This window comes from Nostoc punctiforme PCC 73102, from assembly GCF_000020025.1.
In the GTDB taxonomy this organism is placed as follows: domain Bacteria; phylum Cyanobacteriota; class Cyanobacteriia; order Cyanobacteriales; family Nostocaceae; genus Nostoc; species Nostoc punctiforme.
In genome coordinates this window covers 2,488,440-2,509,341 of sequence record NC_010628.1, presented here as the reverse complement: position 1 = coordinate 2,509,341, position 20,902 = coordinate 2,488,440, and the positions used below count along the sequence as shown (strand labels likewise).

General features: G+C 43.1%; 16 protein-coding genes and 2 pseudogenes. 17 read left to right on the top strand and 1 reads right to left on the bottom strand.

The window, feature by feature from the left end:
* The first annotated feature begins 75 nt into the window (after positions 1-75).
* Positions 76-1,836, top strand: coding sequence for a ScyA-related TPP-binding enzyme (locus NPUN_RS10395; RefSeq protein WP_012408691.1), 1,761 nt, complete (start codon positions 76-78; stop codon positions 1,834-1,836).
* A 180-nt stretch (positions 1,837-2,016) separates the two neighbouring features.
* Entirely contained in the window at positions 2,017-3,177 is a 1,161-nt protein-coding gene (locus NPUN_RS10390; protein ID WP_012408690.1) for a 3-oxoacyl-ACP synthase III family protein, read from the top strand.
* A gap of 121 nt (positions 3,178-3,298) precedes the next feature.
* Here NPUN_RS10390 and NPUN_RS40575 read toward each other — a convergent pair whose 3' ends face one another.
* On the bottom strand, positions 3,299-3,586 hold the full coding sequence (locus tag NPUN_RS40575; RefSeq protein WP_148220288.1) for a hypothetical protein: 288 nt from the start codon (positions 3,584-3,586) through the stop codon (positions 3,299-3,301).
* A 382-nt stretch (positions 3,587-3,968) separates the two neighbouring features.
* Here NPUN_RS40575 and NPUN_RS42710 point away from each other — a divergent pair, with 382 nt between their 5' ends.
* From NPUN_RS42710 to NPUN_RS43105, 15 genes and pseudogenes are all read left to right on the top strand, one after another.
* The gene (locus tag NPUN_RS42710) at positions 3,969-4,184 is read left to right on the top strand and encodes a hypothetical protein (RefSeq protein WP_041565316.1); all 216 of its coding nucleotides are present in this window, start codon (positions 3,969-3,971) and stop codon (positions 4,182-4,184) included.
* A 922-nt stretch (positions 4,185-5,106) separates the two neighbouring features.
* Positions 5,107-7,122: an AGE family epimerase/isomerase gene (locus NPUN_RS10380; RefSeq protein ID WP_012408688.1), complete on the top strand. Its 2,016-nt coding sequence runs from the start codon at positions 5,107-5,109 to the stop codon at positions 7,120-7,122.
* A 10-nt stretch (positions 7,123-7,132) separates the two neighbouring features.
* Positions 7,133-7,804, top strand: a complete 672-nt coding sequence (locus NPUN_RS10375) for a DJ-1/PfpI family protein (RefSeq protein WP_012408687.1) — start codon at positions 7,133-7,135, stop codon at positions 7,802-7,804.
* A gap of 4 nt (positions 7,805-7,808) precedes the next feature.
* Positions 7,809-8,660, top strand: coding sequence for a type 1 glutamine amidotransferase domain-containing protein (locus NPUN_RS10370; protein ID WP_012408686.1), 852 nt, complete (start codon positions 7,809-7,811; stop codon positions 8,658-8,660).
* 76 nt (positions 8,661-8,736) lie between these two features.
* Entirely contained in the window at positions 8,737-10,443 is a 1,707-nt protein-coding gene (locus tag NPUN_RS10365) for a thiamine pyrophosphate-binding protein (RefSeq protein WP_012408685.1), read from the top strand.
* A gap of 49 nt (positions 10,444-10,492) precedes the next feature.
* Positions 10,493-10,945: a hypothetical protein gene (locus tag NPUN_RS10360; RefSeq protein ID WP_012408684.1), complete on the top strand. Its 453-nt coding sequence runs from the start codon at positions 10,493-10,495 to the stop codon at positions 10,943-10,945.
* Between the two features lie 39 nt (positions 10,946-10,984).
* Positions 10,985-12,151 (top strand): annotated as a pseudogene (locus tag NPUN_RS40010) (IS630 family transposase).
* Positions 12,152-12,249: 98 nt separating this feature from the next.
* Positions 12,250-13,146: an ester cyclase gene (locus tag NPUN_RS38775; RefSeq protein WP_012408683.1), complete on the top strand. Its 897-nt coding sequence runs from the start codon at positions 12,250-12,252 to the stop codon at positions 13,144-13,146.
* A gap of 48 nt (positions 13,147-13,194) precedes the next feature.
* Positions 13,195-14,478 carry an alpha/beta hydrolase gene (locus NPUN_RS10340; RefSeq protein WP_012408682.1) on the top strand — a complete coding sequence of 428 codons (1,284 nt, stop codon included), beginning with the start codon at positions 13,195-13,197 and terminating at the stop codon, positions 14,476-14,478.
* A gap of 70 nt (positions 14,479-14,548) precedes the next feature.
* A complete protein-coding gene (locus NPUN_RS10335; protein ID WP_012408681.1) occupies positions 14,549-15,055 on the top strand; it encodes a cupin domain-containing protein in 507 nt (168 codons plus the stop codon).
* 309 nt (positions 15,056-15,364) lie between these two features.
* Entirely contained in the window at positions 15,365-15,745 is a 381-nt protein-coding gene (locus tag NPUN_RS10330; RefSeq protein WP_012408680.1) for a nuclear transport factor 2 family protein, read from the top strand.
* A 27-nt stretch (positions 15,746-15,772) separates the two neighbouring features.
* Positions 15,773-17,305 carry a GMC family oxidoreductase gene (locus tag NPUN_RS10325; protein WP_012408679.1) on the top strand — a complete coding sequence of 511 codons (1,533 nt, stop codon included), beginning with the start codon at positions 15,773-15,775 and terminating at the stop codon, positions 17,303-17,305.
* 36 nt (positions 17,306-17,341) lie between these two features.
* On the top strand, positions 17,342-17,827 hold the full coding sequence (locus NPUN_RS10320; protein WP_234711070.1) for a VOC family protein: 486 nt from the start codon (positions 17,342-17,344) through the stop codon (positions 17,825-17,827).
* Positions 17,828-17,889: 62 nt separating this feature from the next.
* The gene (locus tag NPUN_RS10315; RefSeq protein WP_012408677.1) at positions 17,890-20,406 is read left to right on the top strand and encodes an alpha-amylase family glycosyl hydrolase; all 2,517 of its coding nucleotides are present in this window, start codon (positions 17,890-17,892) and stop codon (positions 20,404-20,406) included.
* Positions 20,407-20,715: 309 nt separating this feature from the next.
* Positions 20,716-20,871: pseudogene (locus tag NPUN_RS43105) on the top strand (IS630 family transposase); the annotation flags it as partial.
* Positions 20,872-20,902: the final 31 nt, after the last annotated feature.

Genomic DNA, 20,902 nt, shown 5'->3' with positions numbered 1-20,902 from the left:
GTACAGGAGTTAGTTATTTTATCTCCCTTTTACTCCCCAGTTAATTTATTTTTTGTAAAATTAAAGTAGGCGATCGTGAACGTAGAAACAATTACCAAAACCTTAAATTCATTGGATCAGTTGCAGAGAAACACTGCTATCCAATCGGATCTATTCTCAATTGAACAGACAAGCGATTTAACTGTTGCAGCAGCTTTAGTGAAGACGCTGGAAAATTTGGGAGTCCGCTATGCTTTTGGTCTGTTCGGAGGGGGAATCACACCCTTCATAGCTAGCCTAGAGCAAAGCTCAATCGAGGTGCTGCAATTTCGTCATGAAGCCGGAGCAGCATTCGCAGCTATTGAGTCATACTTTGCTAGCGGACATCCTGTTGTAGTGTTCAGCACAACCGGTCCAGGTATTACTAATGCCTTGACTGGGCTGTTTGCGGCTCGTTGGGAAGGAGCAAAAGTTATTTTCGTATCACCTTGCACCTCTGCAACACAGCGCGGACGCTGGGCTTTTCAAGAAACCAGCCAATACACAATGTCTAATACAGGCATTTTTACTTCAGGCACATTATTTCATTATGCTACCACCGTTGAATGCAACTCGGAACTCTCTGAAATTGCTCGCAGGCTGGCACTAGGTGTAGGGAAATTAGGTGGCTTTGTCGCCCATATTAGTATTCCCAGAACCATCCAGACAAGTTTGCTAACAACACCATTACCCCATGTGAATTTTTCACCAACTTTGGTGACGGCTGGAGAAGATACTATCAGCAAATGTTTACAACTGCTATGTGAAGCGCCGTTTGCCATTTGGGTCGGTTTTGGTGCTAAAGATGCAGCTTTAGAAATTCGTCAACTTGCTGAGAGAACCGGAGCGGCGGTGATGTCATCAGCTCGTGGTAAAGGTATCTTTCCTGAGGATCATCCTCAGTTTGTCGGTGTGACTGGCTTCGGCGGGCAAAACTCTGTTCTCAAATATATGCAGGAACAGCGTCCTTTGCGCGTACTGGTTTTGGGAACTAAGTTAGGTGAATTTACTTCATTTTGGAACCCAGTCATGGTTCCTTCACGGGGGTTTGTTCATGTGGATATCGACCCAGAAGTACCGGGAGCTGCTTATCCGTATGCAGAGACATTCTCCGTTCAGTCTGATATCGGAGCTTTTGTCAGGGCTATACTGAAGTATTTTCCAGAAATCTCTCGTTCTTCATCAGTGTTACCCCTACCCCGTCCTGAACGCGAGGTCATCAAGTCCCATCTGGAAGGTTTAGTACGTCCTGAATTTTTGATGGATGCGATTCAAAGGGTAATTGTCGAGAATAGCGATGCAATCATCATGACCGAGGCTGGTAACTCCTTTGCTTGGGGAACAAATATACTGCGATTTGCTGCACCAGGGCGTTACCGGGTAAGTACTGGATTTGGTTCAATGGGACATGCTGGTACGGGTATTTTAGGTGCCGCACTGGCGCGAAATCGCAAAGCTGTAGCCATTCTCGGTGATGGTGCCATGCTGATGAACAACGAAATTACTACCGCCGTCAAACACAAAATTCCTGCTGTCTGGATTGTACTCAATGATGCACGTTACAACATGTGCGACCAAGGTATGAACATGGAGGGGTTCCACAATGTGGATGCAGAGATTCCCAGCCCGGATTTCGTGATGATTGCCCGTGGTATGGGAGCCGATGGTATTCGTGTAAGCAGGGAGTGCGATCTAGAAGCGGCTTTAGAAAAAGCACTAGCCTTGACTATTCCATTCGTTGTTGATGTGATTATTGATCCGACTCGTCCAGCACCCATTGGTAGTAGGATTAACAGTCTCATTTTTCATGGAAAGTAATATTAATTGGGCATTGGACATTGGGCATAGAGAAGAGACAAGGGAGACAAAGAAGAGGGGGGAGACAAGGAAGAGACTTGTTCAATAATTCCTCCTTGTCCTCCTTGTCCCCTAATCCTCCCCTGCTCCCCTGCCTCTTCCCCGCATCCTCCACTTCCTCACTTTTTCAGGAGATTTATTATGATATATCCACCAGTAGGAATTCGGTCAATTGCAGTCAACTTTCCTAGTGTTGTTCGCACTAATGATTATTGGCGAAAGAATTACCCAGATTTAGTGGCAACAGCTGAACAAAAAAGTCTATCAAAGGTATTTTCGCCTGGTGATTCCATCCCCACCAATGAGTTTGAATTAAAAATGTCACCGTATCTCAAAGATCCTTTCCGTGGTACTGTTGAGCGCAGAATATTGGGTCCGGGGGAGTCATCGCTCACGCTAGAGTATGGCGCAGCAAGGGACGCTTTGGCAGCGGCAAAACTGTCTCCGGAAGAGGTCGATTTGATGATTGTTGCTTCACTTTGGCCAGAAAATATTCTACCTGGCAATGCGGCTTTCCTTGCTGCTCAACTCGATCTGCGCGGTGCGGCTTGGAATCTTGATTCAACCTGTTCTAATGCTGTGGTTGCGCTGCAAAATGCTACTGCGCTGGTGCGAACTGGAGAGTATCGTAATGTGTTGGTGGTAGTCTCTTGCACTTACTCTCGCTTTACTGATGAAAATGATACTCTCTCATGGTTTTTCGGTGACGGTGCTGGAGCCTTTGTGGTTGGCGCGCTCAAACAAAATCAGGGAATTATTAGCACCAAAATTGTGAACACATGTGCAACTTGCGACACCTTCTATAATGAATTTACTACGGATGCTGAGGGTAATGTAAGGATGTTAATCCGAGCAGGCAAGCACACCAACAAAGTACTGAGCGAGACTGCTGTAAATTATTTGCGTGAGTGCTGCTTGGGCGCGATCGCTGCGGCTGGTGTTACCCTGGAGCAAATTCAATTTTGTGCTTTTAATACACCCACTGCCTGGTATTCCTCCCTCTGTACCGAAGCATTAGGCATCCAGCAGGAGCGGACGATTAACCTTTATCCCCAATATGCAAATATTGGGCCAATGCTGCCCATTGCTAATCTTTACCACGGCGCACAATTAGGCAAGATTCACGAAAACGATTTGGTTCTTGTATACTCTATTGGTTCAGTGTCTAACGCTGCTGCAACTGTAATGCGCTGGGGCAATGTTGCTCTAAGTCCAGCTGATAAGTTCACAACTAGAGTACCTGGATGCCTAAGCCAGGAAGCCAAAAAGTTACATTCACCTTCCATCACAAACATTGGATAGATCGGATCATCTACAGTCAGGGTAGTTTTCCGCACCATTCGCCCCAGGGTTGCAGTACGACGGGGACGTTGAAATAGGTTCAATGGCTTGTCGGTAGTTGAATTTACAGGTCACATAGATTTCAGTAAAAATAATAATCATTATTGTAAACTGTAATAATTCTCAGTTCGCGCAATCGAGGATGAGTTTGCTGAAATAGATGAAATAAGGGAGAGTATCTAAGCAGGCGATGGCGTTCCGCCCACCGTAGGCGATCGTTTTCGGCATCCCTTGTGCCAGAAAGTTTTGTAGGGTATAATGGTTTAATGGTAAGTGTGGGAAATGGCACATTTACCCCAACAAATAATATCATCGTCATGTCGAGGTGATTGATGAACAAATTCCATAGTACCCTTAAATGTTTTTCCATCAATTGGAATTATTTGTGCCCCTAGTATAAATCATGATGCTTGGATTATTTGAGTACAAGTGAAACTGCTGTAAGACTTACGCAATCTATATTTTAAGGATGAGCCTCATTAAAATGTAGTTACTAAAATTTACGGTTCTTTAGTAATCACCATAAAAGTACCGGAAGAACCTTATTTTCTTAAAAATCATCATCCAATAGATGGATTGAAATAAAAATAATTTTTGCCAAATTTAAATATAGATATAAGGTTTACACATTTAGAAAATACAGAGTTTTAGGTATTGGATTCTAAGAGAATGTTTGAAAAGTCGGAAAGGGTGTAAAAAAGCTCTCTCAGTATAAGCTGTGAATAGATAATAAACAGCACCGATAGAGTGACATGAGTAAAGCATACCCTAGCAACCTGACATGTGCCCAATATGAATTTCTCAGCGACCTAATTCCAGAACCAAAACCGATTTTACCCGATTCCCAACTGTTAAACACTTTACTTCTTGACTTGGTCTTTGCCCTTGTAATCGCATCACTGTTGGTAAAGTTAAAAGTTCTTAAACTCGCTTGGTGGTTAACCCTGCTGCCAATGCTTTCCGAATAGCCACACAAACAGCTGGCAAGAGCAATTCTGCCGAGTTGTGCTTTCTATCGTCGCTTACGTTCTCGACTTGGCACGCCCAAAGCTATCACTGCTACTGCTCATAAGCTGGCACGAATTTTTTACCTACTTTGGACAACTGGAGGTAACTATCAAGATATTGGCATGGATTATTATGAACAACGTTACCAAGAACAAGTTATCAATAACCTACAAAAAAAGGCTTTAGCTTTAGGTTTTGAACTCATTCCTCAGCCCGAAGCAAATACGGTTTCTTGAAAGAGGGATATCGATGCAGATGGTTCTTGATATACTCCATCCTCCCACACTGTATCCCACTCAAGTGAGAACCGCTATAGTTTTTATAGTTTTTTTAAAGAAGGTTATCTACATCTAACGATTCATAATTCTCTAACCATAGATAGAGAATTAGTGCCGATTGACTCAATTATAGTCGGAGGAAATTAAGGTAAATTTCAATACGCAGCAAAGTTTTTTGAAAACTTTTTCATTTTCACTACAAAAGTAACTATAGCTATTCTATCTGAGAGTTTTGAGCAATTAAGTAAACGCCTTGTGGTGTGTCGGCTTCCGTAAACGCATAGGTCTCGTAGAAAATAAAAAAGAGAAGCTTTCAGAAATGATTTAGGATTGCTATGTTTCAGAATTTATATTCATTTTGTGAAAAAAATATAGATTCAACTCCGAATCGTCAAGTAAATCTGAATCTTTCTTTCTAGCGTTTCGCAAAACCGTCTTTCATTAATCATTGACGAAACTTGTTGAAAATACCTATTTTTAGTTTTTTCATAACTCTTGAAAACAAGATTTTGCTTTGGATATATCGTTACAAATAGTTAGCCATGATATCTCCAAACAGCAATAAAAAGTATTTGGTTGAAATAACACCGAAAGGATAATAAAAATGAGAAAATTCACTGTGAACACAACTCTGATGGGCAAAGTTACGGATATTGCACAGGAGCAAGGAAAATTTAGTATTAAATGCCGTAGTGGAGATGAGTTCGAGGTTGCAATTGGTAGGGAAACACGATTTCAATTTCTACAAAATTTAGATGGTATAAACCGCGATCGCGTCCCGAATCCTGAAGATTTTCATCAGTCCTCACCAGCAGATTTAGTGAGAAAATACATCCAGTCGGATAGCTTAGTAGTTCTGCAAGGGGTGTATCAAGAAAATAATGGTAGCTGCCAATATGATGCCCGCATTGTTAACTTACTAAATTCATATAGAGGTCAAGACGAATTAGTTTTTGAGCAAACTCATTGGTGGCTGACCCAAATTGCCCGCCTAGCAGATAGTTGGTTAGGCTTTTTATTTCCAAATAAACAAACCTATGAAATCGATGATTTTGCTCTTTACCGAACTAACCTAAACATCATCGGTTTACCAACAGATGATGAGATTCAAGAATGTGCTACTCTTTCCAGGCTGATCTATGGTCTTTCCTCTGCTTACTTGCTAACTGGAGGTGAACGCTATCTTTCAGCGGCTCGTGCTGGAGTTCAATACCAACGTGAAACTTTTCGCAGTTTGACATCTGATGGCAAACATTGTTTTTGGGCATTTGGCAAGCGCAAGACAAAGTACAGTTATCAGTTGTATATACGTTCTCTCAATGAGGATGATAGAGATACAATCCCGCTTTACGAACAAATTTACGCCTTAGCTGGATTAGCTCAGTACTATCGAATCACTTTAGATTGGGAAGTACTTGATGATATCAAGCGGACTGTTCGTGTCTTTAATGATTTCTTCATCGATCCAGAATCAGAGTACGGTAAACATGCTTACGGTGATTATTTCTCACACCTTGATTCTGTGACGTTAAATTGGGATAGTCCTGCTCTTGGTGATAACCAAGCCAGAAAAAATTGGAACTCGATTGGGGATCATATACCGGCTTATTTAATTAACGTGATTTTGGCATTAGAACCTTTGCCATTAACTGATCATGGTCATGAAGAAATCGGGAAATTTTTAGAAACCTGCAAAAAGATTCTCAAAACAGCCTCCACAATCATTGCCGATAGATTTCCCGATCCTGATCCCAACGTTCCATTTGTGAATGAGCGATTTTTGCGAGATTGGAAACCAGACCATAATTGGCGGTGGCAACAAAATCGTGCCGTTATCGGACACAATTTGAAGATAGCCTGGAACCTGACTCGTGTTGCTAACTATTATTACTCCTTAGCCGCCCAATCTGCTGCTGATAACGCGCAAGAAGCCGAAGAATCACAACGTTTAGCTGATAAATTGATGAAGCTAGCAGACAATTTAGGCATGAAGATGGCAGAGATTGGCGTAGATCTATTTAGGGGTGGAATCTTTGATACTTTAGAACGTAACCCTCAAAATGGAACGCCACTAGAGTTTCCTTGGTTCAACACTAAAGACTTCTGGCAACAAGAACAAGCCCTATTAGCCTACTTAATTCTTCATGGTTGCAGTCATGAAGATAATGACCAAAAACAAGAGTATTTGCGGTTAGCACGAGAAACTGCCGCATTTTGGAATCTATTCTTTCTCGACCAAGACAATAAAGGTATTTTCTTCCGAGTCAGTGAGAGTGGAGATGCAACTACTGTAGGGCAATATGCACAAAAAGGCGGACATGCAATTTCTGGATACCATGCCTTTGAGTTAAATTATTTGGCTCATATCTATATCAGTAGTTATGTGACAAAAGAACCCTTCTGTTTGTATTTCAAACCTGACAAACATTGTCGCCAGCGCTCTCTCAATGTTTTACCAGATTTTTTTAGACCTAATACTTTGGAAGTTAACAGAGTCAGCATTAATGGTAGCGATCGCACCACAATCGACCCTGATAATTTTCAAATTGAACTGGGAGAGAAAGAATTTGAACTTGGTTCAGAAGCAGAAATCATTGTGGAATTTACACCCAAGACTTAGGAGATAAGTTATGGTGACCCAAATGCTAGAAGGAAAGAAAGTCGCCATCCTTGTAGAAACAGAGTTCATTCCTGAGGAAATTGCAGCTTATCGGCAACACTTTGAGGAACTTGGGGCGACTGTGCATTTCATGTCTCGGCTTTGGGGAAATGAAACTGTACAATTTGTTAGTGATGTGGATGAAATTGGTAAATCTCTGCAATATCTAGATGTCAATATCGACTTTCAAAGCGTAGATGTGAATGAATATGCGGCCGTAATTATGGCAGCTAACTACACCAGTGTACGTCTGCGCTACTTTCAACCACCGCCAGGACAGCAGATTAGTCCAGAGCAAACTCGTACTGCACCAGCAATTCAGTTTTTTGCTCAAGCAATGGCAAATCACAAGATTATCAAAGGTTTACTCTGTCATGGATTGTGGTTACTGACTCCAATGCCAGAACTACTCCGAGGACGAAAGGTAATCTGTCATGAAGTGGTGCTGGCGGATATTGCGAATGCTGGTGCTGTTTACGTACCGCCACCTGTAAATTCTCAACCAAATGATCCGGGAAATATTGTGGTTGATAGAGACTTAGTAACAGGACGAGCCGGACATGATGTGTATGCCTTTATTGATGCGATCGCTCACCAAATCGCATCTCAAGAACAACGTTGCTTAGAAACACAAAGGAGATGATCCGATGACCAAGATTCTGATTGTGCTATCAGAGTGGGGTTACTGGGGAGAAGAACTAGTGGGTCCCCTAGAAACCTTTGATGCAGCTGGGTATCAAGTTGACTTCGCCACCCCAAATGGTAAAAGACCTGTAGCACTAGGGGTAAGCATGGACCCTACTTTTGTTGACCCACCATTAGGCAGACCAGTCACCACCCAAGATATGGCTGATAAGGTCAGACAACTAGATGACACCAACAATCCACGGTTAAACAACCCAAAAAATCTTAGAGAGTGGCTCCCAGAAAGACCTTACTGGAGTTCACCAAAATTCTTACGGGAAATGGAGGAATATTACAGATTACTAGATGAAGTGCGGCAAAGAGATTTACAAACATACGATGCCATTCTCATTGTTGGTGGTAGTGGTCCGATGGTTGATTTAGCTGACAACCAGAGAGTACACGATCTCATCCTCAGTTTTTACCAAATGGGTAAGCCAGTCGCCGCAGAATGTTACGGCGTTGCGTGTCTGGCATTTGCCCGTGACATTGGCGATCGCAAGAGCATTATTTGGGGTAAACACGTCACAGGCCATTGCCTGGAATATGACTACAAAGATGGTACGGGATTTAACGGTACTAACATCGACCCATGTCTGAACAATATTAACTTTGGCACGCCATTCTATCCTCTAGAATACATACTCCGTGATGCTACAGGGCCAGACGGACAGTATCATGGCAATGTCGGCAGGCCAACATCAGTAATTGTTGACTATCCGTTTATTACGGGGCGCTCTACGCCAGACTCTTATCTAACTGGTCAGAAGTTGGTGGAAGTCTTAGAAAAAGGACTCAAGCGCTATGGCTGGTAAAGTCGGATTTTAAATATCTGGATGGTACTGCACGATAAACACTGTATGCAATTGATGGTTGCAGAAGGTAGAATCCATGACAAACAAAACAGGCCGCTTTGCAATTCTCGAACAATTTTTGGCAGATGGCATCCATTATATGTTCGGTAATCCCGGCACATCGGAAGAAGGATTTTTGGATGCTATTCGGGAATATCCAGACCTGAAGTACATTTTGACATTGCAAGAATCCGTTGCGGTGATGGCAGCAGATGGTTATGCTAGGGCAACTAAAAAGCCTGCTTTGGTGCAAATTCATAGTACCCCTGGTTTAGGGAATGCGATCGGCGCACTTTACCAAGCATACCGAGGTCACTCACCGCTTGTAGTCATTGGTGGTGATGCAGGCATCAAATATCAGGCAATGGATGCTCAAATGGCAGGAGACTTGGTAGCTTTTGCCGAGCCAGTTACCAAGTGGTCAACAATGGTGATGGAGCCATCTTCATTGCTGCGGGTTTTGCGACGGGCTATTAAGATTGCTGCCACTCCACCAATGGGGCCTGTGTATGTTTGTCTACCAGTAGATATTTTGGATGCTCCCGCAGTTGAGGAAGTCAGACCAACTTCTATACCATCCACCAAAGTTTTGCCAGATGAGGAGTTGCTCAAAACAGCAGCAACTATGTTGGCATCTGCTCACAAGCCAATGATTTTTGTGGGTGATGGAGTGGCTTATTCTAGCGCACAAGATGAACTGACCCGTGTTGCTGAACTTTTGGGCGCAGAAGTCTGGGAAGTTGATGCTGGCGAATTGAACATGAGTCACGCTCATCCTCTTTATCAAGGTATGACAGGGCATATGTTTGGCTATCAAAGCCGACCCATCACCAATAGAGGCGATGTAAACTTAGTTTGTGGTACTTACCTTTTGCCAGAAGTATTTCCAGAACTGGGTAATATTTTTGCACCGGGAGCCAAGGTCATCCATATTGATTTGAATGCTTATGAGATTGCTAAAAATCACTCAGTTGATTTGGGACTAGTTAGCGATCCAAAATTGACTCTTGCTCATCTGGCAAAAGTTTTGTCAGCAGTTATGACATCAGAGCAGAAAGAAACTGCTAAGACACGAACTGCTGATATTGCCCAAGCTAAAGAAGAGAACCATAAGCGTGAGTTGCAAGCTGATCGAGAAAATTGGGATGCTGTCCCGTTGCACTTTTCTCGCTTCGCGGCAGAACTGGCAAAGCAATTACCAGAGGATGTAATTATCTTCGATGAAGCTCTCACCTGTTCTCCTGATTTGACGCGTTATCTACCACCAACCAAACCAGGGCATTATTTCCTCTCCCGTGGTGGTTCTTTAGGTGTGGGAATTCCGGGAACGATTGGAGCCAAACTGGCCAATCCTGACACAACGGTAATTGGGTTTACTGGTGATGGCGCTGCTATGTACACAATTCAGGCACTTTGGTCAGCTGCTCGTCACAATATAGATGCCAAATTTGTCATCTGTAATAACCACTCTTATAGGTTGTTACAAGTGAATATCCAAGCTTACTGGCAAGAGCGGGATATACCACAGCACGAATATCCCCTGAGTTTTGATTTATCTAAGCCAGAGATTAATTTTGTCGAAATAGCGCGTTCTATGGGAGTTGAGGGTGTGCGCCTCGAGAAGGCACAAGAGATAGCCCCAGCTCTTGAACAGGCATTAGCCCACAAGGGACCATTTCTTATCGATGTGGTTTTGGAGGCAAATGTTCACCCGGAAATGATAGGCATTAGCTGCGGACAGTAGTTTAAGCAAATTTCAGTAACGTGTTCACTGATTCCCTGGTCGAAAAATAATGGTAGTAAGTAATCTAGCACCCCTAACTGATTTGGAAATTCAGCAACTGGCAACAGATTGGTATATGAAACTCGACGCTCACGTTCCAGTTGAGGAATATGTTCCCTTGCTAGTTGAAGAAGATTTAGAAATGCGCTTTCCTGAGGGCACAGTCTATGGCTTTGATGGCTTTAAGGGTTGGTATGAGCGTGTAACTGGTATTTTCTTTGATGAAGTACACACTCTCAAAAAAGTGGCGTCTACATCGACTGGCAATGACCATACAGAAGTTAAAGTTATTGTCAACTGGCAAGCCAGCACTTGGGAGCCACCAACAGCTAAAAGTCAACGAATTGTTGCCGATGCGAATCAAACCTGGGTGGTGAAGCGATCGCCAAAAACCCAGAAGCCAGTGATTTCACTTTACATTGTGGACTCACTAGTAGTCTACCAAGGTAACTTTGCTAAGTAAAACCTCTAATTGGTAAAATAGCCAAAAACGGGGTGTAACATGGCAAAAAAGTACATTGTTGACTTGAATGAAGATGAAGTTTCCCAACTGCAATCGATAATTAAGAAAGGTAAGCATAAGGCAAGAACCATAAGCCGTGCAAACATTCTTTTGATGGCTTCCGAAGGAGAAACGGATCAAGCGATCGCTAGCATAGTTAGAGCGCATGTTGCAACAGTGCAACGAATACGAGAAAAATTTGTCATTGGAGGGTTAGATTTTGCTTTAAAGGATGAAGTTCATCCACCAAAACATAAAAAATTAGATGAAAAGCAAGAAGCATTTTTGATTGCAACAGCTTGTTCTAATCCGCCAGAAGGAAGAGTGCGTTGGACAATGCAATTATTAGCAGATCATTTAGTGAACGTTGGTATCATAGATTCAATCTCAGATGAAACAGTACGTCAAACTTTAAAAAAAATGAAATTAAGCCTTGGTTGAAAGAACAATGGTGTATTCCTGAAGTTAACGCAGAATATGTTTTCCGAATGGAAGATGTGCTGGATTATACAATGAGCCTTATGATCCTAAACGCCCTGTAGTCTGCTTTGATGAACGTCCATACCAATTAGTAGAAGAAGTAAGACTTCCTTTGCCACCACAGCCAGAGCAACCTGAACGTTATGATTTTGAGTATAAACGTAACGGGACAGTAAATTTATTCGCATGTTTTCAACCCTTGGCTGGATGGCGGCATATCGAAGTTACAGAACGTCGAACTAAAGCCGATTTTGCTAAACAAATGAAAAATTTAGTAGATGTTTCCTACCGAGATGCCGATGTTATTCGTTTAGTAGTTGATAACTTGAATATTCATACACCCAATGCATTATATGAAGTTTTTCCACCAGAAGAAGCACGTCGAATTATTCAAAAGTTAGAGTTTCACTATACTCCTAAACACGCTTCTTGGTGAGCCAGTGCGTTGGGCGGGTTCCCCGACTTGAAGCAACTGGCGAACCCGAAGGGCTGAATCAGGTAGAAATCGAATTATCTGTTTTATCTCGCCAATGTTTAGAACGGCGTATTCCTAATGCAGAAACATTAACTTCTGAGATTGCCGCTTGGGAGAAAAAACGTAATCAGCAAAAAGCTAGTGTTTATTGGGGTTTTCAAACCAAAGATGCTCGCCGAAAAATGGAGCGTTTATATCCAAATTTAACATAGCAAAGTTAGCTTGGCAGACTACTAGAATATGCCGAAGGCTCTGCCAGATTTTGAAATTTCCCAGAATTGAATCAACTTTAATCAACGGAGTATCACCTATGTCTACAGATGCAAATAAAGCGATTGTCCGCCGTTATTTCTATGAAGTCTTCAATGAAGGGAACATAACCACCCTAGAGGAGATTTGTGGCCCTGATTTTATTTTTACACTTCCCACTCACGCCGAACCATTTCGTGGTGTTGAAGGATACAAGGGTCTGGTTAATATGCTCATTGACTCTTTCCCTGGTATTCATTTTGCTATGGAAGATGTGTTGGCTGAGGGAGATATGGTCTTGACTCGTTGGACAGCAAGGGGGAATCATACTGGTAAGCCATTTCCTACAGTCATAGGGGACATTCCTGCCCAGGGCAAATCATTCCTACTCGAGGGCATGAGTTGGCATCGCATCGTTAATGGCAAAATTGCCGAAGTCATAGCTAATGAGGACTCTTTGGGGCTGATTCAACAGATCAGTCAAGGTATTTTCCCAAGACAAACAGCCCCAACACCACCGGAACAAACCTCACCAGAAGTCAACAAAGAAACTGTTAGTCGTTACTTTGATGAGGTAATGAATCAAGGAAAACTGGAGGCCATAGATGAAATTATGGCTGCCAACTTCGCTTTTAGAATTCCTACCTTACCAGACCCAGTTCGTGGACGTAACGGGATGAAGCAATTTGTCGCTGGGCTGCGTAACGCTTTCCCTGATGTCCAATTCACAGTTGAGCGTCAGATTGTTGAGGGACAAAAGATAGGATGTCGTTACTGGCTGACCGGCACCCATAAAGGGGAGTTTCTCGGTATTGCCCCGACTGGCAAATCGGTGAAAGATGTAGGGAATGACCTTTTCCATCTTACTGGTGGCCAGATTGAAGAAATATGGGTCAGCGAGGATGCCTTAGGTTTGATACAACATCTTGGTGCAATCGCTGCTTTAGCTACTGCTTAAGATGGGTTGGACGCAAAAACGTCCACATTTAATGCACAGGAGATCATCATGCCAGTAATGTCAAATAAAGTGGAAAACCGGATAAAGCGTTTCCAAGAACAACGCTGGATTCTAGATAATATCATCAGAACTGTAGGCGTGACTTGGGATCAGGGGGATATTGATTTTGCCCTATTTCCATGTGGCATCGGAGCACTTGGCGATTTTATCCGGGTTGAACAGAATGTCAAAAAGTACAACGACATCGCCCGTGAGTACGGTGCTGCTGCTGTTCATCGGCAAACACAGGCCGAGAAACTAGAGAAGCTAGAACATACAGTTGCAGCGCGGGAAAATTACTTTATTGCCGCGATTTTGTATGGACAGGCCCAGTGGCCGATTTTTGAACCAACAAAACAAAATCTTGAGTACGAGAAGCGTAAAAACTACTGCTATACCAAATATGCTGAGTATGCTGATCATGTAGTGCGTAAGGCGGAAATTCCCTACGAAGGCAAGTCGATACCAGGCTGGCTACACTTACCAACCAACTATCAACTGGGTGACCGCGTGCCATATGTGATTACAGTTGGTGGAATGGACAGCACAAAAGAAATTTCCGTTGCACTCTATGGCGATCAATTTCTCAGTCGCGGCATCGCAGTCTTCATGTTTGATGGACCAGGGCAATTTAGCAGTGCCCTCCGCGAAATTTTTGTCACAGAAACAGGATTCTACGAGGCAGGGAAAGCAGTGCTGGTTTGGTTGCGTCAGCAAAATGAGCTAGACCACGACCGGATTGCAGTGCGCGGCGTAAGTATGGGCTCGATTTGGGGAACGCAAATTGCCGTGAGTGACCCCGCCATTAAAGCTTGTGCTGTTGCTTACCCCAGCTACGAAAGGGGCGAAAAAACAGCCTTCAATATGTATTCACCCTCATTCAAGCTTCGTTTTATGTATATGTCAGGTTATACGGATGAAGAAAAGTTTGACAAATTTATTCAGCATATCAATGCCGAAGGGCTGGGAGCAAAATTGAAGTGCCCCTATCTCGTTGTCGCAGGGGAGGATGATGATTTTGCCGCGATCGAATCTGTTTTTGATGTCTTAAACGAAATTACCACACCGAAGGAGTTGCTGCTCTACAAAGGTGAGGGACATACGCTTCACAGTAGACCTTCAAGCGCCCTAGGCCCAAGCGAATGGGCTTATATTGCAGATTGGATTGCTGATCGTTTCCAAGGCAAGCCCATCGAGTCAACGTTCTCAGTAGTCGATTCGCAAGGTCTCATTCATCGTGAAACCTGGGGCGAACACCGATTTTATGATTATGGACTTCCTGATATTCCGTAAGTCAGGAAGAGGAATTTAAGGATTTGGGTATTTAGAAAAAGTTTAGTAATGCCTTAAGAGGAAAATCACAATGACGCTTAATCAAGCCACTTTATGGTTGCAAGATGGTCAAGGTCAAGATCCAAAGTACTGGGTGTTTTTTGGTGATTTGTGTACCATAAAGGCAGTAGGTAAAGATACTGGGGAAACCTATGCGCTCGTAGAGTTCGTGGTTAGACCACAAAACGGACCGCCTCCCCACAGACATACTCACGAAAACGAATCATTTTTTGTTAGAGATGGAGAAGTTGAGTTCCATCTTGACGACGAGACCATTGTTGCCACTGCTGGAACATTCATTCACTCTCCCAAAGGTCAGCGTCACAGTTTTATCAACCGAGGCTCTACGCCAGCAAAAATGCTTGTTTGGGTGACACCAGCAGGGTTAGAAAAATTTTTTGCAGAAGCGGGTGTCCCAGCAGAAGGTGAGTTTACTCTCTCTCCTCCTGTCAGACCCGACGAGCTGGAACAAATTTTAGCGGTCTCTCCAAAGTACGGAGTAGAAATCATTCCTCCATCTTCGCAAGCTTCTGATTAGAGTAAATGTTTAGCTGTTTTCTAGCCTAAACTCAAGTTTCCCTAGATTAAGTGTACTTAGAGCATTCAAAAAATCTTTGAAATCCTTTACATAACACCAATTCAGTAATTTTAATTGTGGGGAAAACCCCCAGTTTTTATTTCTGGAAAGACCTAAATTTCCTTGGCTTAACTTGAATAAACCTAGTTTTTAGTATTAGTGAATCGGTGTTTTAGGTAAGCATGAACGCTTTTTATCTAGATAAACTTCAGGCTAAATAATACCTAATTTAATGAACTAAAACACGAAGGAAGCTTAAGAAGAAAATAAATGAACACTAGAGACATCATTAACAAATACTACGAAGTTGTCAATGCTGGCGATTGGGATACTTGGCTAACGCTGTTTGATGACAATGTGGTTGTAGATGAACAGCTAGCAGGTCATATTGAGGGGGTCGGTGTTTTACAGGGTGCTGTTGGCGGTATAAAGAAGGGTTATTCCAAATTCCAAAACCTGCCAAAACAAATAGTCATTAATGGCCACGAGGCTTGCGTCGTCTCTCACATCTCAGCCGCTAATGCCAGTGGTGTGCCAATCGAGGCAAACACCGCCAATTATTTCCGCTTGGAGAACAGCAAAATTGTCTACATGGCTAACTTCCATGATACTCGACCGTTTGACCCTTTTGTTAATCAAAGGTTGGACTAAAACCCTATCAATTTGAGAAGGGGCTATATGAGTGAATTTGATTTCATTGTTGTCGGGGCTGGTTCAGCGGGATCGGTTCTTGCCAATCGCCTCAGCGAAAATCCAGCAGTTAAGGTGCTAGTTTTAGAAGCTGGCGGGGCTAATATTCCCCCAACTGTCGATAACCCCTCAATATGGCCTACGTTGCTTGGCTCAGAAATAGACTGGGACTATACCAGTGTTCCACAACCAAGTTTGGAGGGGCGTATCACCCATGAACCACGGGGTAAGATACCAGGCGGCAGCAGTAATTTATATATTATGATGCATATCCGGGGGCATACATCCGATTACGATAATTGGGCTTACAATGGCTGTCCCGGTTGGGCTTATCAAGATGTTTTGCCCTACTTCCAGAAGTTGGAAAACCAAGAAGATGACTCTAGTCCGTGGGCTGGTAAAGGTGGGCCACTTAATGTCATCAATGCCAAACTGCATAATCCGAATCCTACATCTGAAGTATTTATTAATGCTTGTTTAGAGTTAGGCTACCCCTACACACCAGATTTTAATGGCCCAAAAATGGAAGGGGTTGGTTGGCATCATATAAACATCAAGAACGGTAAGCGTCATAGTATGGCAGATGCTTATCTAAACCCGGTTTTGAAGCGACCTAATCTTACTCTCAGTACGGACTCGCAAGCTACGAGGTTGCTGTTCTCCGGTAAGCGATGTAACGGTTTGGAGTACGCACAGAATGGTGAAATTAAAACTGCCTATGCTAATTACGAGGTAATTGTCTGTGCTGGTGCGCTGGAGTCTCCTAAGCTGTTGTTACTCTCTGGTATCGGCAGTTCTAGTCACTTGCAAGAGTTTGGCATTCCTGTAGTAGCGGATGTGCCAGGTGTAGGCGAAAACTTTCACAATCATGTCCTGACTGGGGTAATTTATGAAACAACGCAGCTAGTACCACCACCTAACTTGAATTTGTCAGAAAGTGCGTTATTTTGTCAGTCAGAACCAGGTTGGATTGGCCCAGATTTGCAACTTGGTTTTGTTCACGTCCCTTTTGACATCATTATTGGTCAAAACTATCCCAATGCTATTAGTATCTTGCCTGGTGTTGTCCGCCCCACATCGCGCGGCTGGATTAGGTTGGCAAGCAGTAACCCATTAGATAAACCGCTTGTTAACCCCAATTATCTCAGTACTCAAGCTGACCTTGAGCGGTTAATTCAAAGTGTGGAAATAGCTCGTAACATATTTGCTACAAAGGCTTTCTCTAGCTGGGTCAAACAAGAACTGATGCCAGGATCGGATGTGCAAACTTATGAGCAGCTACGAGCATTTGTCAAGCACAGGGCTGATTCTTATCATCATCAAGCTGGTTCTTGCAAAATGGGACTAGATAATATGGCAGTCGTAGATCCTCAGTTGCACGTTTATGGTGTGCAGGGACTTAGGGTAGCTGATGCCAGTGTGATGCCTGTAGTACCATCAGGAAACTGTCATACAGGTATTGTAATGATTGCGGAGAGAGTTTCTGATCTGATCAAGGATGAGCATCGTCTACATGTTTGATATTGGTTAAGTCTTTGATATATGAGTCTAAATTCTATGGGGGAAGCAATAATGGGTTTGCTCAGATTTTCTCACATGGCAATCAACTGTAAAGACCCGATCGCCACAGAAAAGTTTTATGCTAAATATTTCGGCTTTGTGCGATCGCGTGTCGTACCAGTTGGCGACCAGCAAATAATTTTTATTAAATTGGGTGAAATGTATCTTGAGATTTTTCAGGCACAAGGAGAATCTCCTGTTTCACCATCTGATAGGGATGGTCCACAATACCCTACATGGCGTCATTTTGCTTTTCAAGTCGATGATATTGCAACTAAGCTGGCAGAGATGGGCAATGATGCAAAAATCACCTTGGGACCCCTTAATTTTGATGACTATATCCCTGGATGGCGTTCGGTTTGGATTGCTGACCCAGACGACAGAATTGTGGAAATTAGCCAAGGCTTTGTTGATCAAGATAATCCACCGCCCTTAGAGACAGATTTAACAGGTCAGAAAACTCAGCCTATACATGTTGCGTAACTTGCAAAAAGTGATGGTGACAAATCTGAAAACTATAACCTAATTACCTCAAGGATGCCATTATGGCTACAGTTACTGTTCAGTTTACCTATTTCACAGGTTTTAGAAGAGCAATTTTTAACAACCCCCGCTTAATTGGCAGTTGGGATGAAAACGGTCGCTATTCTCAACAATGGCGATCGCAGCAAATGCAGCCAATCATTGCTGAAGATGGCTGTCCTGGCTTTCAAACTACGGTTGAACTGGATGATTCCCAAATTGGTTGGTTATTCCGCTGGGGTGTGATGCTAGATAGTCCAGCCGGAAATAATTTGTGGGGAATTCCGACTGAGATTAACGATCGCAATTCTAGCGATCGCTATCGTAGTTTTACGTTACAATCGCCTAACAACAATCAGCCTCAGCAAGAAAGATATTATCTAGTTTATAGTCGTAGACTAGGCGCGCAACTATATCATTTTCCTGGTCAATCTCAGCCTGGGTTACGGTTTGCTGTCTGGGCACCAAATGCTCGGAATGTAGAAGTTGTGTTTGGCAACCGCAGCAGTGGCTATATTGCCGACGATGTTTTTCGAGAAGATCCTGATTTTGGTATGGATCCCAACCTTGGGCCGTTTCCCATGTCCAGGACAGAGGAGGGTATTTGGCAAACAGATGTCACAGTATCATCAGAACTTGCTGATTTCTCCCGCTTTGACCATATTCCTTATATGTTTAGAATTGTCAATGAAGGGGGAAGGGTAGTTTATCGCACTGATTTATATTCTCGCTGTCAAATTGGTAAAGGTAACATCAATCCTGACGGTAAACCTTTTTCTAATAGATATAGCGATACACAGGACAGACCTTTTTCAGGAAATTATCAAGATTTGGATGGGACTAAAAGCTGTTCTGTAGTCATAAATCCGGATACAGTAACTAGACATTTTCAAGAACCAGTCTGGCCAGAACTAGAATTTATTCCAGAGGAGGAGTTCTGGAGTAATGAATTTTCACTAGAACGTCCTGTTCCTCAGCGTGTCGAGGATCTAGTAATTTATGAACTCCACGTAGGGGCTTTAGGATATGGTCAAAATAGACCAGGAAACTTTGAGGATGCGATCGCTTTACTCCCCTACTTAGTACAATTGGGGGTTAACGCGGTTGAACTCTTACCGATGTCAGAATTTAGAGACGAAGTAAATTGGGGCTATGAAACATCTCACTACTTCGCTCTCGAATACAGTGCTGGCGGCAGAGACCAACTGAAGCATTTTATTAGAGAGTGCCATTGTTATGGAATTGCCGTGATTTTAGATGTGGTGTACAACCACTTCAATCCCGATGGAGAACGGGCGGAATGGGCTTATGACTCGGATCTTCCCGAACACAATATCTATTACTGGTATGAGGGGAACTCAGGCGATTATTTCTACCCAGACGGCAGACGTTTTCCAGAAGGTGGCTATCTTGATAACGTGTCTACAGGTTTTGCACCTCGGTTTTATGAAGAAATGGTACGAAAGATGTTCATTAGCAGTGCAGTCACTTTAATGGAGGAATTTCATGTAGATGGGTTCCGGGTTGACCAAACAACTTCAATACATTCGTACAACGCATTGCACCTTGATGGTAGACCTATGGGTAATGCCAATATTTTTGGTGCTAAATTCCTCAGAGAATGGACAAGGACAATGAAGCTAATCCAACCGAATGCCATTCTCATAGCCGAGGATCATTCTGATTGGGAGCCAGTGACTGAATCACCTGATGTTGGCGGTTTGGGCTTTGATGCAGCTTGGTATGCCAACTTCTATCACCATTTAATTGGTGATGCTAGACAAGGAACGGAATATGCCAAATTAATTCCTACTGCTGGATACGGTACAAATGAACCCCTAGCGATGGATTACTTTGCTGGAGCATTGGGATGGTCTGGTCATCACAAGGTTGTTTATCATGAATCTCATGATGAAGCAGGTAATGCTTATTTTGAAGAAGGAGGCCATAGAGTTGAGTCTAGGCGCACGATTGCAGAGGCTGTCAACTCCGCGCCCTTGATTGGGGAAACCCGAAGGTATGCCGAAGCACGTTGCCGCTTTGCTGTTGGTGTGTCTATTTTGTCGGCTGGTACGCCAATGTTTTTGATGGGTGAGGAAATTGGCGCACAAAAACCTTACAGATACAGCGATTTTATAGATAATCGAGAGGATTTGATAGGCGATCGCCAAACTAATGGTCAGAGATTGTTCCGATTTTACCAAGACCTGATTCAGTTGCGGCACAACTATTCAGGACTGCGATCGCACTTGATTGATATTCTCTATGTCCACAATGCCAACCGAGTTATTGCTTTCAAACGTTGGGATGTAAGTGGAGAATTTTTGATTGTAGCCAGTTTGAATAATCACCCATTCCGTTCAGGATACACTATAAACAATTCCCGAATCGGAGATGGTCAGTGGCGCGAGATATTTAATAGTGATGCTTCACTTTACGGAGGAGATAGTATAGGCAACTATGGGATTAATATATCTGCAACTAACGGATATATTAATCCCATAGTTCCAGCAAACGGATTTGTTGTGTTTCAAGGTTAAAAGATGGTCAATCACTACATCATTGTAATCGACCATGAGGCGATCGTAGAAGAAAACACAATACATCTCAACGTGTGAAGCAATATTTGCTCTGCCGGACAGCGATCCATTATCAGTTAGCTTTTCGTTAGTGGAGATAACAGACTCACCACTAACGTCTACCACCGATCAATTACCCACTGCTACTGATTTAGTGGAAATTTCATACTCAGGGGATAGTGAGCAATTACCAGATCGCAGCGATCTGGTAACTGAAGAAAGTTCGTAGTTAGAGAGAGCGCAGCAGAAGTGCCAAGCTTTCACAGGTAATTCAACATCAGCCGAAACACGATTAACCTGTGGTTGCAGTGTAAAGCTGAAACCGGAAACGTTCTGCCGTTGCCCAACCGCCCCTCTGGCAACAACCACAAAATTACAGACTGGGAGCAATTTCGGGCTTTTGCTAAATCTCATGGTGATAAAACCCATAAGTCTCGCCACGGAATACCTGCTCTGT

What these genes read in the sequence shown, in the direction of transcription:
- NPUN_RS10335 (WP_012408681.1), top strand. Translation starts at nt 14,549, where the DNA reads ATGACGCTTAATCAAGCCACTTTATGGTTGCAAGATGGTCAAGGTCAA.
- NPUN_RS10340 (WP_012408682.1), top strand. Translation starts at nt 13,195, where the DNA reads ATGCCAGTAATGTCAAATAAAGTGGAAAACCGGATAAAGCGTTTCCAA.
- NPUN_RS42710 (WP_041565316.1), top strand. Translation starts at nt 3,969, where the DNA reads ATGAGTAAAGCATACCCTAGCAACCTGACATGTGCCCAATATGAATTT.
- NPUN_RS10375 (WP_012408687.1), top strand. Translation starts at nt 7,133, where the DNA reads ATGGTGACCCAAATGCTAGAAGGAAAGAAAGTCGCCATCCTTGTAGAA.
- NPUN_RS40575 (WP_148220288.1), bottom strand. Translation starts at nt 3,586, where the DNA reads ATGGAAAAACATTTAAGGGTACTATGGAATTTGTTCATCAATCACCTC.
- NPUN_RS10330 (WP_012408680.1), top strand. Translation starts at nt 15,365, where the DNA reads ATGAACACTAGAGACATCATTAACAAATACTACGAAGTTGTCAATGCT.
- NPUN_RS10370 (WP_012408686.1), top strand. Translation starts at nt 7,809, where the DNA reads ATGACCAAGATTCTGATTGTGCTATCAGAGTGGGGTTACTGGGGAGAA.
- NPUN_RS10315 (WP_012408677.1), top strand. Translation starts at nt 17,890, where the DNA reads ATGGCTACAGTTACTGTTCAGTTTACCTATTTCACAGGTTTTAGAAGA.
- NPUN_RS38775 (WP_012408683.1), top strand. Translation starts at nt 12,250, where the DNA reads ATGTCTACAGATGCAAATAAAGCGATTGTCCGCCGTTATTTCTATGAA.
- NPUN_RS10360 (WP_012408684.1), top strand. Translation starts at nt 10,493, where the DNA reads ATGGTAGTAAGTAATCTAGCACCCCTAACTGATTTGGAAATTCAGCAA.
- NPUN_RS10325 (WP_012408679.1), top strand. Translation starts at nt 15,773, where the DNA reads ATGAGTGAATTTGATTTCATTGTTGTCGGGGCTGGTTCAGCGGGATCG.
- NPUN_RS10320 (WP_234711070.1), top strand. Translation starts at nt 17,342, where the DNA reads ATGGGGGAAGCAATAATGGGTTTGCTCAGATTTTCTCACATGGCAATC.
- NPUN_RS10365 (WP_012408685.1), top strand. Translation starts at nt 8,737, where the DNA reads ATGACAAACAAAACAGGCCGCTTTGCAATTCTCGAACAATTTTTGGCA.
- NPUN_RS10380 (WP_012408688.1), top strand. Translation starts at nt 5,107, where the DNA reads ATGAGAAAATTCACTGTGAACACAACTCTGATGGGCAAAGTTACGGAT.
- NPUN_RS10390 (WP_012408690.1), top strand. Translation starts at nt 2,017, where the DNA reads ATGATATATCCACCAGTAGGAATTCGGTCAATTGCAGTCAACTTTCCT.